We start from the raw sequence: 15174 nt of genomic DNA on the forward strand, positions 1-15174 counted from the left end.
GTCCGACTTGTAGCCGAATATGAACACACACACCTCTCGCCATCCTTTCAGCCTGTTCGAAACTACTGAGCCTGTCCCGGCCTCCGAGACAAGCGCTCCGGCTGCCCAGTCGCATCCGTCAATCAACGAACTGGCGACATTACTAGGCAATAGTGTGTATTCACTTGATTACACCACCAGCCTGAACAACCGCAGCCAGCATTTGGCCGCATACAACGAACGGATGCTGGCACAACTGGCCTGCGCCCAACCGAGCAAGTGGCTTGATCGCCTTGCCGGGGACGCATTACAGATGTGCGTCGCGAAGCTAATCGACCGCCTGGGTATGCCGGCTGTATCGACCCTCCGTGAACAATGCGTTCAGCAGGCGCGGCAAACACAGTTGATTGATCCTGATTATCTTGCATCATGCATGGCGGCTGCCTTGCTGCAAGCAGGTTGCAGTCAGCTGGGACATGTCCTTGCATTCGAGATCAATATCGCAGCCCAGTCTGGCTTGATCAGGACGGATAGCGAACAGCACCAGCTCGGCGACTACGCACACCAGCTGCAGGATGCACGCTACATTGGCTACCTGATCAAAAAATATCCCGTCATGATGATGCGGCTAGCCACTCGCCTGCAAGCCATTGGCGAGTCGATGCTGCGCCTGATCCAGCGTGCGCACGCGGATCGCCACGAGCTGGCAGGCATGTTACAGGCTGACCCCGCAACACTGCAGATTAGCGCCCTTAAGCCCGGAGCAGGAGATCATCATAATGGTGGCGACACCGTTACCATCCTCGAGTGGCGTGCAGCAGGTGTGCCATGTGGCACGCTGGTTTACAAACCCAGAAGTCTGGACTGCGAACAGGCATTTGCCGGACTGATTGACTGGCTCAACTCCAAACAGGGTGATTCGGAACTGAGACTGCTGGCCGCCCCCTGTCTCACCCGTCCAGCGTACGGCTGGATGGGTTTCATCAAGCCTACCCCCGTTCCAGATACCGATCCGCCAGAACGTTATTTCCGCCGTTACGGTGCGCTGATGGCGATCATGGACTGCTTATCTGCCACAGATATGCATTTTGAAAATGTCATTACTTCGGCGGGCTATCCGGTTGCGATTGATCTGGAAACCATCCTGCAGCCCTTGCATGTCGTTACCACGCAGGAACGTGCGACACCTGTTTCCATGCTCAATGTCGATGACATCGCAAACAGCATCTATTTCACGGCCATGGTCGATCCGGTGCAGTACCATGCCTCCCGCGAGGGTTCTCCGCTGGCAGGCCCCGTGCAGCAACCCGCCAATGAGTGGCAACTGGTCTACGATCCCATCAAGCGAACCTTTGCTCTATCACCCAAAGCAATCGTCACGTTGACTGCGCACTGCCCGATGCAGCATGAGGCTCGACTGCTTGCCTCAGCGCATGCGGATGCAATCGTAGATGGATTCAAACGCACTTACGCCCTGATCCTGGCCAATAAGCAGTCACTGATCACACAGGTATTACCGCGCCTGTTTGCGGACTGCACCATTCGCCTGCTGTTCAAGCCGACGGGAAGATACGGCAGCATTATTCAATCCAGTCACCGTCCCTATTGTCTGCAGTCTCTGGCGAATATGGACGAGTTTCTGTGCAAACTGATGCCGTCCAGAGCAGAAAAACGCGCTTTGCAAAGTGCATTCCAGCATGAGTACGAAGCCTGTCTGGGTGGCGATATTCCCTATTTTTACGCACGCGCACACCAGACCGACATTCACGCCTGTACGGGGCCATTGACGGATATCCGTCTGACCCAATCAGGCCTGCAGCGCACGCTGGCGCGACTGCTCGGCTATACGCAAACGGATATCGACACTGCCGCACACTGCATTGCCTATGCCCTGCACGCCAGAGTAATTGACGCTCAAGCCCCTGCCAAATCATACACCTCGTCGCCATCGTCTGCTGACCCCATGGCGATGGATGTCGATACCATTCTCGACGTACTGGATCGCCGCATCCTGTTCGACGGCGAAGATCTGCTCACAGTTGATCTGACCCTGGGCAAAGACATGTCCACCGGATACCGTCGCCTAGATCATCATCTCTACCTAGGACTGCCAGGTGTATTGCTGGCCATGTCCGCAGGTGCGCACCGCCGACCAGGCTTGCGCGAAAAGACCGACTTGTTTGCTCGCCACTACTTCAACCAGCTCGATCCCGAGGCATTCGATAAAGTGGGTGCATGCGTCGGACTGGCAGGACCTGCCTATCTCGCACAACATCTGGCTCGAGCAACTCAGCAATCCTACTACCTGGATCTGGCCGCGCAATACGTCCATTACACCGCTCAGCGCGCATACATGGATCGCCATTTTGATGTGTTCTCGGGTTCGGCGGGTGCCTTGCTGGTCGCCGCATCGCTGCATGCCATTTACCCGGATCAACAGGTCTATCGCGATCTGGTGCGACTGGCCGACAATCTGCTGACGCATGCTGACGCGCGAGGCAACACACTGAGCTGGAAGTCCAGCACCCCGTCAGCAGGCCCCACAACAGGGTATGCGCACGGGATGGCGGGTATCGGGAGCGCCCTGATTCGAGCCTATCGTCAGACGGGCTCCGAGCGTTATCTGAATGCCGCACTCAGCATCCACCGCTTCATTCAGCAACATCGCCTGCCGGACGGTCGCTGGGCCGAGGACGATTCACCCCGTCCAGCCCATATCGAGGCGTGGTGCCATGGTGCGCCGGGCATCGGCCTGTTTTATCTGGATCTGCTGGATATGACTCAGGACAAGTCCTATGTCGACGAACTGGCGCATGCAGTCGATATCATGATCAGCAGCCCTCCAGCAGACAATGACTCCCTGTGCCATGGCACGCTGGGCAATCTGGATCTACTGATCAGCTTGACGACTCGCACGCATCTGCCAAAGGCAGCAATCGAAGCCTGCCTGGCTGACCGCACACAGGTCATCAGGCAATCTCCCATTCGCTGTGGCAACAAACAGAATCACTACAGCTTTTCACTGTTTACCGGCATTTCCGGCATGGCCTATCAATTGATGCGCCTGGACAATCCCGATGCATTTCCATCGTTACTGACTTTTGATATCTGACCACCATGATCGAACAATACTACCGTCAGGAAGCCTTAACGTTTTACCGCAATAACGGTGACTTCGAACTTACGGTCAAAGACATCCCCCGCCGACACGTGTGGATCGCTATCGTGACTGTGCTGAGCTGCATCATTGCCAGTGGGCTGATCGCGTGGCGAATGCTGCCCATTGCGCATCAGGCAAACATGCGCTGTGACTCCGGGCAATTAATGGAGCCACTCGCAGCCGTTCACCACGGCCCCGTTATCATCAAGGTAAACGACCGTGTCATCCATACCCGTCTTACGGGAAGTGATCAGGACGGACAGCGCATCCAGCTGGAGAAGGAGCTGGTTCAACAATGCTCGGCATCAGCCGTAAATGGCGCACTCGCATTGCGCGTGCTTGTGCCTTAAGCATCCGTCCCGCAAAAAGAACAAGAAAGCCCCCCATGTCTACCATGCTGACCAGACTCAAACAGCGCTTCACATCAACCAAGGTGCCACTTCGCCAGCAAATGGCGGATGTCGATTGCGGAGTCACCTGCCTCGCAATGATTCTTGAATACTTTGGAGCCGATTATCCGGTCAATGTCATCCGGTTGCGCTGCGAGCAATTTGGCCCGGCACAAACCACCACGGCGATCATCAAGGGCGCGCGGTCACTGGGGCTGGAAGCCAAAATGCTGGCGGTAGACTTTCCGACCCTGGGTCAGCTTCGACTGCCCGCTATCCTGCACTGGAACTTCAATCACTTTGTCGTACTGGAACGCATCCAGGGCGATACGTTTACGATTGCCGATCCCGCCCTCGGTAGAAGTACCCTGAGTCGGGACGAGTTTGGCAAATGCTTTACCGGCATTGCGATCTCCCTCTCTCCGGGCGCAGCCTTCGTACCGGAAAAGCAGGATAAAACGCTTGAATTCAAGCGCTATCTTAAAGAAAACCTGCTGACCCCTGCCTGCGTACGCCAAGTCGGCAAGGTGATGTTTTTCTCGCTATGTATTCAGCTGCTTGCATTGGCCTACCCACTATTTAGCCATTACCTTGTTGACGTCATTTTGCCCATTCGCCAAGCCGACCTGATGTCGGTATTACTCCTGATGATCGGCATGTTTTTTGTCAGTGTAGTGATGACCGCGTGGCTCAGAGGCATTGCTATTGCCCAGCTCCACAAACAGATCGATACTGCCTTGCTCAATGGTTTTGTCTGCAAACTACTGCGATTACCCACCAATTTCTTTCTTGAGCGCTCTTCCGGGGAGATCAACAGTCGCGCCATGTCCAATAGCGTGATCCGCGACACGCTGTCCAACGCTACCTTGTCGGCTTCACTTGATACCATCATGCTGCTGTTTAATCTGGGTACCTTGTTCTGGCTCAACATGCATTTTGCACTGGTGACAATTGGCCTATCCCTGATACAAGTGGTGAGCTATGTCGTTTATGCACGATCGCTACGTGATCCGGTGGCCGCAGAAACCAAGGCTCAGGCGGTCTATTTCTCGTACCTGAACGAAATGATTCACGGTATTCTGACCATCAAGGCCAACGCGGCAGAATCCCATGTCGAGCATAAATGGGGCGTCAAACTCGGCCACTATATGAGCCGGATCAACTTGCGCAATCAGGTCGAAGCGACCCATACCGCTATTTCCAATGGCCTGCGGCTCTCGATCCCGGCATTCCTCCTGTGGTATTCGGGCACGCTGTATATTCAAGGGGCGTGTACGCTGGGCGAGATTCTGGCCATGAACGCGATTGCCGCAATGGTCTTTGGCCCGTTATCGAGTCTGGCTAATCTGGTACGCAGCTATCAGGACTTCCGGATTCATGGCGAACGAATGGGCGAGCTATGGCAGTATGCGAACGAGCAGACTGAGTCTCACACCGAGGAAATTCAGGCATTCGGCGATATCTCGCTGGAGAACGTCGCATTTCGCTATCGCACATCCTCGCAAACCATTCTGAATGGCTGCTCGCTCACCATTCATCAAGGTTCCCACTGCGCAATCGTCGGCCCTAGCGGATCGGGCAAGACCACCCTCGTCTCCCTTTTACTGGGCTTCCAGTTACCGACAGAAGGAACCGTGCGATATAACGGCATCCCACTGGATTCAATCAGACTCGACTCTCTGCGCTCACGCATTGGCTATGTAACGCAGCAGAACTATCTGTTTAATGGCTCCATCAGGAGCAATATTGCCCTCGCCCGTCCCGATGCGCCCCTATCCGAAATCGAATGGGCTGCGGAGGTGGCCGGACTGCTACAGGATATCCGGCATATGCCGCTCGGCTTTGATACCAACGTAGGCGAAGGCGGCGCAGCACTGTCGGGTGGACAAAAACAAAGACTGGCCATTGCGCGCGCGATTTTGAGCCGTCCCGAAATCCTGATCCTCGATGAGGCTACAAGCAATCTGGACGCCGAAACCGAGGCGAGGGTGATTGATGCGCTTGCCAGTATTTCGGCCACCCAAATCTGGATTACCCATCGCCTGTCATCGCTCAAGCACTGCGATCAAATCTACATCATGAATCAGGGACGCATTGTCGCATCAGGCACCAGCCACGAACTGGCTGAAAGCAATGACTTTTTCAAGAACTGGCGGAAGCGGGAACTGAGCAATCAGGAAACAACTGCCTGAGTCTTCGCGCCAGATGGTCGCGCCTTGCCCGGTCAGCGAGATTCGGGCAAGACGCGCTGCTGCGATTGAACCGTCTTTCGTGGACGACACGCGAACGCACTACTGCCCAACGAAATGCTCCAGCTCCTGAGCCCAGGTTTTTTTGCCATGCAGATGATGGTGGGTGATGGTTCGGTAGAAATGCGACAAGCCCAGTAAAAACAATGCCAGCAGTACAACAATCGTCCCGGCAAGGGCCGCAATCAGCATATCCATGTCCCGTATCCTTTTAATGTGGCAGAAGCCGTAGTCTGTGCAATCGCCGCCCGCAGTTCAAATGACACTGCCAGATGGTCACTTGTGCGCTGGCGCAATTGCGACAGACAAACGATCATTTGAGGCACCTGCCCCCGTCAGGATGATGAAGGAAAATCGGATACCGCGAACGTGATGACGTCCCGATAGCGGGCAGTGTAGGATGGGCTATCCAGAACGAGGGTACAGTCCAACATGGCGCAGCATCCATCTCATACGTGGCGTTTTTTCCGCGCAGGCGGATTCGATCAGGTTCGCATCGACACGGTTGCGGATCTTTTATCTATTGGCGAACTCGACCAGAAGTTGTGGATGGCGCTGTCCTGCCCGGTCAAAGGGATTGAATTCGACACTCGCACCCTGTCCCTGATTGATACGGATCAGGATGGTCACATTCGTCCGCCTGAACTCATTGCAGCCGTCGAATGGGCCGCCAGCCACCTCATCGACCACAGTGCGCTGCTGATGGGTCATCAAGGTCTGCCGCTCGCAGCCATTGCCAAAGATCAGCCCGCCAGTACACCTATTTATCAGGCAGGACAACTGCTTGCGCAGCAGGCTGGTCTGACCGAGGATGCCCGCATTACCGTCGAAATGGCCAGTAGCGGTCTGGCAGTACACCTCGAGGAGGCGATGAGTCGCTGGGCGCATGAAGGTGGCGCCTATCAGGTTTTGGGCGAGCAGACAGAGGCCGCGTGGCAGGCCATGAGTGCGGTTTCCGCCAAAATCGACGACTTTTTTGTTCGCTGCAAACTGGCCGCCTATCAAGCCAGTGCCAGTGAAGCATTCAATGCCAGCGCCGACGATTTCCGCGCGCTGGCGGGACTGTCATTGCAAACCGATCAGTCCGAATTGCTGCGCCTACCCATGGCTCGAATCGATGCTCACGCATCCCTGCCACTGCTAGAAGGCTGCAACCCGGCCTGGGCAGACTTGCTGGCGGCATTCAATGCAACGGTCGTCTCACCCTTGCTGGGTGAGCGCACCCATTTAAGCTATCCGGAGTGGTTGGACATCACGGCAAAACTGGCCCCTTATGGTCAGTGGTTAATGAGTAAACCTGACCCGGCCACCATGGGCGATGGCGTCCGGGATCTGGAAAAACTGGTGCGATACGCACGTGATCTGCTGCCGCTCGCTAACAACTTCGTGGCGTTCAAGGATTTTTACACCCGTCAGGGTCAGGCAACATTCCAGCTCGGTACGCTGTATCTGGACGGACGCTCGTGCGAACTGTGTGTCGCCGCCGACGACGTCACGCGACATGCAAGCCTCGCCAGCCTGTCGCGTATGTGTCTCGTTTACTGTGAATGTACGCGCGGAGCCGACAAGATGCAGATCGCGGCTGCGTTTACTGCAGGCGATTCTGACCAGCTAATCGTGGGACGCAATGGCGTGTTCTACGACCGCCAAGGCCGCGACTGGCGTGCAACCATTGTCCGCATGTTGGATAATCCCATCAGCCTGAAACAGGCATTCTGGTTCCCGTACAAGCAGGCAGGCCGTTTAATGGGTGAGCAGATCGCCAAGATTGCCGCCAATAAAGCCAAATCGTCGCAGGATGGTGTCGCCTCTGTCGTCACGCAGGCCTCGACCAAAATCGATGTCGCGGTACCTCACGGCAAAACACATCCCCCTCATCATCCCGCGCCGGCACAACCTTTCGATGCTGGGCGATTTGCAGGTATTTTTGCGGCAATCGGTCTGGCAGTCGGTGCGCTGGGCACCGCAATCGCCTCGATCATCTCGGGCTTGCTGGCTCTGCACTGGTGGCAATTGCCGCTTGCCATTGCCGGTGTGATGCTGATCATCTCCGGCCCGTCCGTGGTCATGGCATGGTTCAAATTACGCAGCCGCAATCTCGGCCCGATTCTCGATGCCAATGGCTGGGCCATCAATGCCCGCGCGCGTATCAACATTCCATTTGGCACAGCCTTGACGCGGGTCGCGCAACTGCCTGCAGATGCGCAACGGTCGCTCACCGACCCGTATGCCGAAAAGCCCAGTAAGTGGCCGTGGGTGGTCGGCGTATCCATTCTGGCGGGCGCTGCCATTGCTGTCTGGTGGCTGATGAAGCACGGACATTAATACGTCGGAGCCCATGCGGATGGATGGGAAAAGGATGAGTGCGTCGATGTTGTCGGCGCACTCCCGCTGTATGGCGGCATGCAAGAAACGATCAGCGGTTGGCTACCAGTCCAATGCCCATCGCGATCATGGTGAGCGCCACAAAGGAATCCAGTACACGCCAGGCAAACGCCCGACGGAAGAATGGCGCCAGTAAGCGCGCACCATACCCCAGCAGCACAAACCAGGTCAGACTGGCGGTACACGCCCCCAGCCAGAACAGCCAGCGGCCGCCCTCGCCCGCTTGATTACCAAGCGCCCCCAGCAGAATCACGGTGTCGAGGTACACATGAGGATTCAGAAAGGTGAACCCCGCGCAGGCTAACAATGCGGCCTTCAAACCCGTCCCCTGCGATCCGTCGACCTCCATGCTGCTATCGTTCAAGGCGCGCAATGCAGCCTTGCCACCGTAAACAAACATAAATACCGCACCCGCCCAGGTCGCCACTACCAGCGCTTGCGGCCAGGCCTCAATCACTACCCCCAGACCCGCAATCCCGGCGCCGATCAAAATCGCATCAGCCGTCACACAGAATGCAACGAGTGGCAGCACATGTTCGCCGCGAATCCCTTGCCGCAAGATAAACGCATTCTGTGTACCAATTGCGGCAATCAGCACCAGACAAGACATCAGACCCGTAAAATATGCAGTCCACATGATTGAATCCATTCAGTTATTTCCTTAACACCTCGCCATGTTGCCTTGGCCAACCAGATCAAACCAGCTAATATTTCTTATCTTGGATTAATTTTTCTTAATATATGAAATTGGACAGCGGGCAACTGGCTGCATTTTCTGCCGTACTGAATGAGGGTAGCTTCGAGCGCGCAGCGGCGCGTCTGCATGTCACACCTTCAGCCGTTAGTCAGCGGGTGAAGCAACTGGAAGAGCGCATCGGTCAGATCCTGATTCAGCGCACCACACCGTGCGCGCCAACAGAGGCGGGGCAGCGCCTGCTGCGACACGCCGAACAGCTCGCCTTGCTCGAAAGTGAAACGCTGCTTGCGCTGGGCTTAAATGATGACGGCAGCACCCTGCGTCCGCGCCTGTCTCTGGCCGTCAATGCAGATTCGCTGGATACCTGGTTTGCCGATGTCTTTGCCAGTGTGGCGCAAGATGGACGCTTTAGCGTGGATATTCGGGTGGAAGATCAGGATCATTCGCTGGCTCTGTTACGTGACGGCTCAGTCATGGCTGCGATTTCAGCCAGCGCTGATGCCATTCAAGGCTGTCATGCAGAGCAGCTGGGTGTCATGCCCTATGTGTCTACCGCCTCTGCGACGTTTCATCAGCGGTATTTTCCGGATGGGGTGACGATGTCAGGCCTCAGCCAGGCGCCCATGCTGACCTTCAATCGCAAAGATGCCCTGCAGCTCGTCTACCTGAGCCAGCTTGCCCCGGACGCCCCTGCCCCGCCTACGCATTATGTTCCCTCTGTCACCGGCTTTTTCCATGCAGCCCGCCACGGGCTTGGCTGGGGCATGATGCCGGAGCCACTGGCCCGTGAGGCACTGCAATCGGGGGAATTGGTAGAGTTGCTACCCGGTATGCGGCTGGATGTGCCGCTGTACTGGCATCGGTGGCGGATTCGTTCACCCATGCTCGATAGCCTCAGCCAGATTATCCGTCAGGCGGCGCTCGCGCATCTGCTCCCGGCTGTCCACTCACCCAAAGACACTTAACCACAGGCCGGACAGTTTTACGTCATTCAACGAGGCTGCTCATGCCATCATGCACCCACCTGCGCTAAGGTGCGACATTTAAACGACTTGAGGATATTCATGTGATGCGGTTTATCAATTCCCTATATGCAGGCTGTGCGGCGCTTGGCGGCCTGCTGGCCACAATGCCGGTCTACGCTGATGCCTTTGACGACTGGGCGAATCGGCTTGCCGAGCAACGTATGCTCGTCAATCCCGAGGGCGCCACGGCGCAACAATATTTTCAGGGCGATATTCAAGCCAAACTCGACGCGCAACTGACCCGCCGCGACTACGCGTACCGGCAACAGCGTGTCAAAGAGGCACACGAGACCCTGCAGGCATTGCAGGGATTCAAGCCCGACCAACTCAGTCCGCAACAGCGCATCAGCGCAGGCATCATTGCTTTTTCGGCACAGGGCACTGTGGACGCCGATCGCTTTGCCGACTATGACTTTGTTTTCAATCAATTCAATGGCCTACATGTCAGACTGGTAAACTTTCTCAGCCAGACTCACCCCATTAGAAATAAGCGTGATATTGAGCATTATCTGAGCAGGTTACATCAGGTGGCAGAGGTCATGGATGTTGGCATCGCACGTGCCCAGGAGCAGGACAAGCGTGGCATTCTGATGCCGCGTTTTATCACTACTGCAGCCATCGGCCAGTTCGACCGTTTTCTGGAGGGCGAGGAAGCGGCCAATATCCTTGTGACCAGCCTAAAGCAGCGCATGAGCTTGCTCACAGATATCCCGCAAACAGAACAGACAAGTACATTGATAGCAGCGGAACGCGGCGTCGCAAACGAAATCCTGCCAGCATTCCGCCGGGCAAAAGCATTGCTGACGGAGCAACTCCCGCACACCACGGACGATACCGGCCTGTGGCGCTTCCCGGATGGGAAAGCAGCCTATGCCGTCTATCTGCACCGCATGACAACCACGTCAATGGACGCAGAAGAGATTCATGCCTTGGGACTCAAGGAAGTAGCACGCATCGAAGCACAGATGGATGGCTTGCTGAACTCGCTGGGCTATCGCGAAGGCACCATTCAGGCACGCATGAGTCAGCTCAGCCAGGCGCTGCAACCCATGGGTGAAGCTCCGCAACAGCAGCTGCTTGATCGCTATAGCGAGATCGTCAAGGATGCACTGGTACGTGCTACGCCCCTGTTTGACACGATGCCCAAAGCGCCCGTGGTCGTTAAACGCGAACCGGTCTTTACCGAAAAGACCGCCGCTGCGCATTACTCCGCGCCCTCAGAAGATGGGTCGCGTCCTGGCATTTTCTGGGTGCCCTTGCCCGGCCCCAGCTTCCGTGTGATCAGCATGCGCTCGCTGGCTTACCACGAAGCCATTCCGGGTCATCACTTCCAGATTGCCCTGCAGCAGGAAAACCCTTCATTGCCCGATTTCCGCCGCAAACGCGTATTTGGCGAGGGCTCTGCCTATGTAGAAGGCTGGGCACTGTATGCCGAACAACTGGCTGAAGAAAACGGCTGGTATGAAGGAGATACGGTGGGACTGCTAGGCAAGCTGGAGTCTGAACTCTTCCGGGCAAGACGCCTGGTTGTGGATACCGGCTTGCATGCAATGAAGTGGACACGTCAGCAGGCCATCGACTACGGCATTACGCCCGTTGAAGTAGATCGATATGTGGTGAATCCGGGGCAAGCATGCGCCTACAAAATCGGCATGCTGAAACTGCTGGCCTTGCGCCATCTGGCTCAGGAAAAGCTGGGTGAACGCTTTTCGATCAAGGCTTTCCACCAGTTAATTCTCACGACTGGCGATGTGCCCCTTGATGTACTGGAAACCGTGGTCAATGACTGGATTAGCCAGCAGAAGTCTGCAGCTCGCTAATCTGTCCGCGCGCCACTGTTTTCGACACCACCTGTGCCGGGGCAAACACCTGGCGCAGGTGGGCAAGCGCTGCATCGAGCTGCGGTTGCCCGCACATGAATAGGTCGAGCGCTGCATAGCCATGCTCGGGCCAGGTGTGGATACTCAGGTGCGATTCTTTTAGCAGCAGCACGCCTGTCACACCCATGCCCTCACCGAAATGATGAACATGGCCACCAATCACGGTGGCGCCCGCCAACCGGGCGGCCTCGCGCAAAGCCGCTTCCACCCGCTCGGGTTGCATCAGCACGTTGAGCGGGCAACCATAAAAATCCGCCAGCACATGGCGTCCCAGCACCTGCGTCATTTATGCCCGCCAGAACTCCAGCCGGAACTATGGCCACTGCCCCAGCCGCGTGAATAGCCGCTGCTACTGCTGCTTCCCGGCCCGGAAAACAGATTGATCAGGGTCGCCAGCCCGACGACCACGACGCAATACATCAGATAGGTGCGTGGCGTCATCAATCCTCTCCTTCCGACATCAGGGGCAAGGCCACAATCAGCGCGGCAATCAGGCACACCATCATGCGCTTGCCAAACCCGCCCTGAATCAGCGCGATGGGCAGATTGAATGCAAACATCAGGGCAACGGCGGTAAACGCAATCTTGCGTTTACCTTCGCGATCCAGCGCGGGTACAAAATGGCTCGATTGCACTTCGGCTTTACCAAACCACTGGCCAATTGCGGAATCAGGTACCAGGCGTGCACGCGTCCAGATCAGTTCGTGTGCATTCAGCTCGGATGCCAGCCGTTCCGATCGGTCGCTCGCCACATAATCGCGCAGACGCATGCGGTCACCCACCTGCGCACGGAACGGAAAAGCGCCTGCGGCGTAGATCACGCGGGCGGTATATTCGGGATATTGCGGGGTAAATTTACGACCATCTGCCAGCACGTTATTGGGGTCCGTCGCATCCGCCCACACATCCATCAGGCTACCCAGCGTCCAGCCATCCTGCGCCTCCACTAGCCAGCGGAAGCCTTTTTCCAGATTGAAGAGCAGATATTCGGTCCACTGTCCCGGCTCGCCATCCTCCTGCCAGATCATCGCCCCACTCACCGTCCACGGTGCGCCCTCGATCTGCGCCACACTGCCCAGTTCCAGCGTGACGCGTGGAATGGTCTGCTGATTTCGGTGGGTATTGAGAACGGTCGCCACATCGCCAGTCATATCCGACTGGGTACCGCAGGTACCGCAGGTAATCTGAGTGGCCACACCAGCACGATATTGCAGCGAAGCCCCGCAGCCCGGGCAGGTCAGCGCAGCAATGCTGCCCTTGAGCTTGCCGGTCTTTTCCATGACGACACGCGCATCGCGCAACAGCTGCATGTCCAGTTGTGCCAGCGTCACCGCTTCGCCGAGAAACAGCTCGGGGGGACTCGCATCTTCGGAGTAGTCCAGCGTCAGGAATTGCTTGGCGCAACGGGCATCAGCGACCTTGGCCTGCCAGCCCTCACCCACGCGGAAGGGCAGTTCACCCTGACCGCCAATACAGCGCGCCTCTCGCACATCGGAAAAGGTAAAACGCGCCCCCGAGTAGCGATAGGGCTGGCCGGGCGCCAGCTTGTCGAAGAGCGGCGGATCATCCAGTTTGCCCATTGAACGAGTGAGCACATACTGCCCCACGCTTTCCGAGAGCCAGCCAGTGCCGCCATCGTCAAACCAGATATACCACTCGTTCCACACCCCTGCGTCGTAGCGCAGCTGGATGCGGCCAATGATGGAAAACTGGACACCCTGATAACGACCGGTACTGGTGATCTGTAGCGGCGAGTAATCGTCCAGCGTCTCGGACATCTTGCCGATGTCGCGCACGCTGTCGGCATCGCGCACGAGTGTACTGTTGCAATACTCGCACACCGCCAGCACCGAACTCGCAGATCGGAAGCTGACGGTTGCGCCACATGAAGGGCAGGCAGTGCTGAACATGAAGCGGCTTAGCCCACCAGTTTCTTCAGCACTTCAGCCTTGGCGGTATCGTAATCGCCCTGCGTGATCAGGCCCTGATCCAGCAAGCCTTTGAGCTGCGCCAGACGCACTTGCGGGCCATCCGCAACAGGTGCGGCAGCGGCCGCTGCTGCCGGAGCGCCACCTTGCAGGCTCTGGGTCATGGCTTGCGCGATGCTGGCCCCGGCTGCGAGGCTTGCGCCCAATCCGGCCAGTCCACCTTCGTTTTGTGCAGCCAGCGGAATGGCTTCTGCTGCCTGATAGCGGGTGTACTGGTTCAGATCACCCGCCATCCCGATGGCAATCCGCTTGTCGATGGCAGTTTGCAGCTCTTCCGGCAGGGAGACGTTTTCTACTGCAAAGGTATCCAGCGCCAGCCCCAGCTTCTGGAACACCGGCACCAGTGCCTCGCGAATCTTGTCGGCCATCAGCCCCTGATTGCCGGCCATATCAAGGAACGGAATACCGCTACCACCCAGCGTGCTGGTCATGGTGGCCACGACCTGATTGCGCAGCTGCTGCTCCAGATCGTCTACGGTATAGGTGCCGCGTGTGCCGCTGACTTCGGTATAGAACTGACGCGGATCGGCAATCCGGTAGGAATAAATACCGAATGCACGCAGACGCACCATGCCGAAATCATTGTCACGGATGGTGACAGGCTGTGCGGTGCCCCACTTGCGACCCAGCTGCAGACGGGTGCTGAAAAAGTACACATCCGACTTGAAAGGCGACTGGAACAGCTTGTCCCAGTTTTTCAGATTGGTCAGCAGCGGCATCGTCTGGGTGGTCAGCGTATGACGGCCGGGGCCAAAAACGTCGGCAATCTTGCCTTCATCCACAAAGACAGCCATCTGCGACTCGCGCACAGTGAGCTGTCCGCCGTACTGGATTTCGTTGTCTTCCATCGGATAGCGCCAGGACAGCACGCCATCGCCGCTTTCCTGCCACTCCAGTACGTCAATAAACTGCTTCTTGATAAACGACATCAGGCTCATCTTGATTCCTCCTCAGGATTCAATTCGATCAGGACAGGGCACCGGCATTGATCAGACCGGCCGCGAGCTGGATCGCCCCCGCCAGAATGCCCATGGCCACATTGTTTTCGTTTAAAGCAAGGGTCAGGTCTTTCAGGAAACGCGAGACGGCAATGTGCACCAGAATCTGCACCAGCATGGCCAGCACGCCCCACAGCATGAAGCTGTCCCAGTGATCGAGGTGCAAGGCACTGGCGGTCAGCGCCAGCGCAAAGCCCAGCAAGGCACCGGCAAACGAAATCGCTGCGGCATGGCCGTTTTCGCGGATCAGCTTCAGTTCGTCGATCGGCGTGGCCCAGCAATAGAGCTTGGCAAACACAGCCAGCAAGACCAGACCACTACCCAGATAAGTGATGTACGCCACAAAGGCGGGAAGCAAACCTGCAAACATGTCGAAATCCTTGCGGGCGTCAGGCATATAATGGCGCCCATTCTACCCACAGCC

The 15174-nt window shown here is 56.9% G+C and carries 13 protein-coding genes; 6 read left to right on the forward strand and 7 right to left on the reverse strand.

Annotated elements, in window-relative coordinates; genetic code table 11:
- Positions 1 to 19: 19 nt before the first annotated feature.
- Genes KSF73_06670 through KSF73_06680 form a run of 3 tightly spaced genes read left to right on the forward strand, consistent with a single transcriptional unit; the run spans position 20 to position 5720 of the window.
- Positions 20 to 3091 carry a type 2 lantipeptide synthetase LanM family protein gene (locus KSF73_06670; GenBank protein MBV1775396.1) on the forward strand — a complete coding sequence of 1024 codons (3072 nt, stop codon included), beginning with the start codon at positions 20 to 22 and terminating at the stop codon, positions 3089 to 3091.
- 5 nt (positions 3092 to 3096) lie between these two features.
- Positions 3097 to 3489 (forward strand): hypothetical protein, encoded by a 393-nt coding sequence (locus KSF73_06675; protein MBV1775397.1) that lies wholly within the window; start codon positions 3097 to 3099, stop codon positions 3487 to 3489.
- Positions 3490 to 3524: 35 nt separating this feature from the next.
- Positions 3525 to 5720, forward strand: a complete 2196-nt coding sequence (locus KSF73_06680) for a peptidase domain-containing ABC transporter (GenBank protein ID MBV1775398.1) — start codon at positions 3525 to 3527, stop codon at positions 5718 to 5720.
- 99 nt (positions 5721 to 5819) lie between these two features.
- Here KSF73_06680 and KSF73_06685 read toward each other — a convergent pair whose 3' ends face one another.
- Positions 5820 to 5975: a hypothetical protein gene (locus tag KSF73_06685; protein MBV1775399.1), complete on the reverse strand. Its 156-nt coding sequence runs from the start codon at positions 5973 to 5975 to the stop codon at positions 5820 to 5822.
- Between the two features lie 234 nt (positions 5976 to 6209).
- Between KSF73_06685 and KSF73_06690 the strand changes: the two genes are divergently transcribed.
- Positions 6210 to 8102, forward strand: coding sequence for a hypothetical protein (locus KSF73_06690; protein ID MBV1775400.1), 1893 nt, complete (start codon positions 6210 to 6212; stop codon positions 8100 to 8102).
- 91 nt (positions 8103 to 8193) lie between these two features.
- Here the strand turns inward: KSF73_06690 and KSF73_06695 are convergent, their stop codons facing one another.
- Positions 8194 to 8799, reverse strand: a complete 606-nt coding sequence (locus tag KSF73_06695) for a LysE/ArgO family amino acid transporter (GenBank protein MBV1775401.1) — start codon at positions 8797 to 8799, stop codon at positions 8194 to 8196.
- Between the two features lie 104 nt (positions 8800 to 8903).
- Between KSF73_06695 and KSF73_06700 the strand changes: the two genes are divergently transcribed.
- Entirely contained in the window at positions 8904 to 9824 is a 921-nt protein-coding gene (locus KSF73_06700) for a LysR family transcriptional regulator ArgP (protein ID MBV1775402.1), read from the forward strand.
- Between the two features lie 104 nt (positions 9825 to 9928).
- Complete coding sequence (locus KSF73_06705) at positions 9929 to 11704, forward strand: DUF885 domain-containing protein (protein MBV1775403.1); 1776 nt, start codon at positions 9929 to 9931, stop codon at positions 11702 to 11704.
- Here the strand turns inward: KSF73_06705 and speD are convergent.
- The 5 genes from speD to KSF73_06730 are packed head-to-tail and all read right to left on the reverse strand — an operon-like array spanning position 11676 to position 15147.
- A complete protein-coding gene (gene speD / locus KSF73_06710; GenBank protein MBV1775404.1) occupies positions 11676 to 12050 on the reverse strand; it encodes an adenosylmethionine decarboxylase in 375 nt (124 codons plus the stop codon). The two genes, KSF73_06705 and speD, sit on opposite strands and share 29 nt — an antisense overlap.
- Positions 12047 to 12205, reverse strand: coding sequence for a hypothetical protein (locus KSF73_06715; protein ID MBV1775405.1), 159 nt, complete (start codon positions 12203 to 12205; stop codon positions 12047 to 12049). Before KSF73_06715 ends, speD begins: the two co-directional genes overlap by 4 nt.
- Complete coding sequence (locus KSF73_06720; GenBank protein ID MBV1775406.1) at positions 12205 to 13674, reverse strand: DUF4178 domain-containing protein; 1470 nt, start codon at positions 13672 to 13674, stop codon at positions 12205 to 12207. Before KSF73_06720 ends, KSF73_06715 begins: the two co-directional genes overlap by 1 nt.
- Positions 13675 to 13682: 8 nt before the next feature.
- A complete protein-coding gene (locus KSF73_06725) occupies positions 13683 to 14690 on the reverse strand; it encodes an SPFH domain-containing protein (GenBank protein MBV1775407.1) in 1008 nt (335 codons plus the stop codon).
- 28 nt (positions 14691 to 14718) lie between these two features.
- Entirely contained in the window at positions 14719 to 15147 is a 429-nt protein-coding gene (locus tag KSF73_06730) for a DUF350 domain-containing protein (GenBank protein ID MBV1775408.1), read from the reverse strand.
- Positions 15148 to 15174 lie beyond the last annotated feature (27 nt).

This window comes from Burkholderiaceae bacterium DAT-1 (assembly GCA_019084025.1).
In the GTDB taxonomy this organism is placed as follows: Bacteria; Pseudomonadota; Gammaproteobacteria; order Burkholderiales; family Chitinimonadaceae; genus DAT-1.

Coding starts and splice junctions, on each gene's coding strand:
- KSF73_06670 (MBV1775396.1), top strand. CDS start 20: ATGAACACACACACCTCTCGCCATCCTTTCAGCCTGTTCGAAACTACT.
- KSF73_06675 (MBV1775397.1), top strand. CDS start 3,097: ATGATCGAACAATACTACCGTCAGGAAGCCTTAACGTTTTACCGCAAT.
- KSF73_06680 (MBV1775398.1), top strand. CDS start 3,525: ATGTCTACCATGCTGACCAGACTCAAACAGCGCTTCACATCAACCAAG.
- KSF73_06685 (MBV1775399.1), bottom strand. CDS start 5,975: ATGGATATGCTGATTGCGGCCCTTGCCGGGACGATTGTTGTACTGCTG.
- KSF73_06690 (MBV1775400.1), top strand. CDS start 6,210: ATGGCGCAGCATCCATCTCATACGTGGCGTTTTTTCCGCGCAGGCGGA.
- KSF73_06695 (MBV1775401.1), bottom strand. CDS start 8,799: ATGTGGACTGCATATTTTACGGGTCTGATGTCTTGTCTGGTGCTGATT.
- KSF73_06700 (MBV1775402.1), top strand. CDS start 8,904: ATGAAATTGGACAGCGGGCAACTGGCTGCATTTTCTGCCGTACTGAAT.
- KSF73_06705 (MBV1775403.1), top strand. CDS start 9,929: ATGCGGTTTATCAATTCCCTATATGCAGGCTGTGCGGCGCTTGGCGGC.
- speD (MBV1775404.1), bottom strand. CDS start 12,050: ATGACGCAGGTGCTGGGACGCCATGTGCTGGCGGATTTTTATGGTTGC.
- KSF73_06715 (MBV1775405.1), bottom strand. CDS start 12,205: ATGACGCCACGCACCTATCTGATGTATTGCGTCGTGGTCGTCGGGCTG.
- KSF73_06720 (MBV1775406.1), bottom strand. CDS start 13,674: ATGTTCAGCACTGCCTGCCCTTCATGTGGCGCAACCGTCAGCTTCCGA.
- KSF73_06725 (MBV1775407.1), bottom strand. CDS start 14,690: ATGAGCCTGATGTCGTTTATCAAGAAGCAGTTTATTGACGTACTGGAG.
- KSF73_06730 (MBV1775408.1), bottom strand. CDS start 15,147: ATGCCTGACGCCCGCAAGGATTTCGACATGTTTGCAGGTTTGCTTCCC.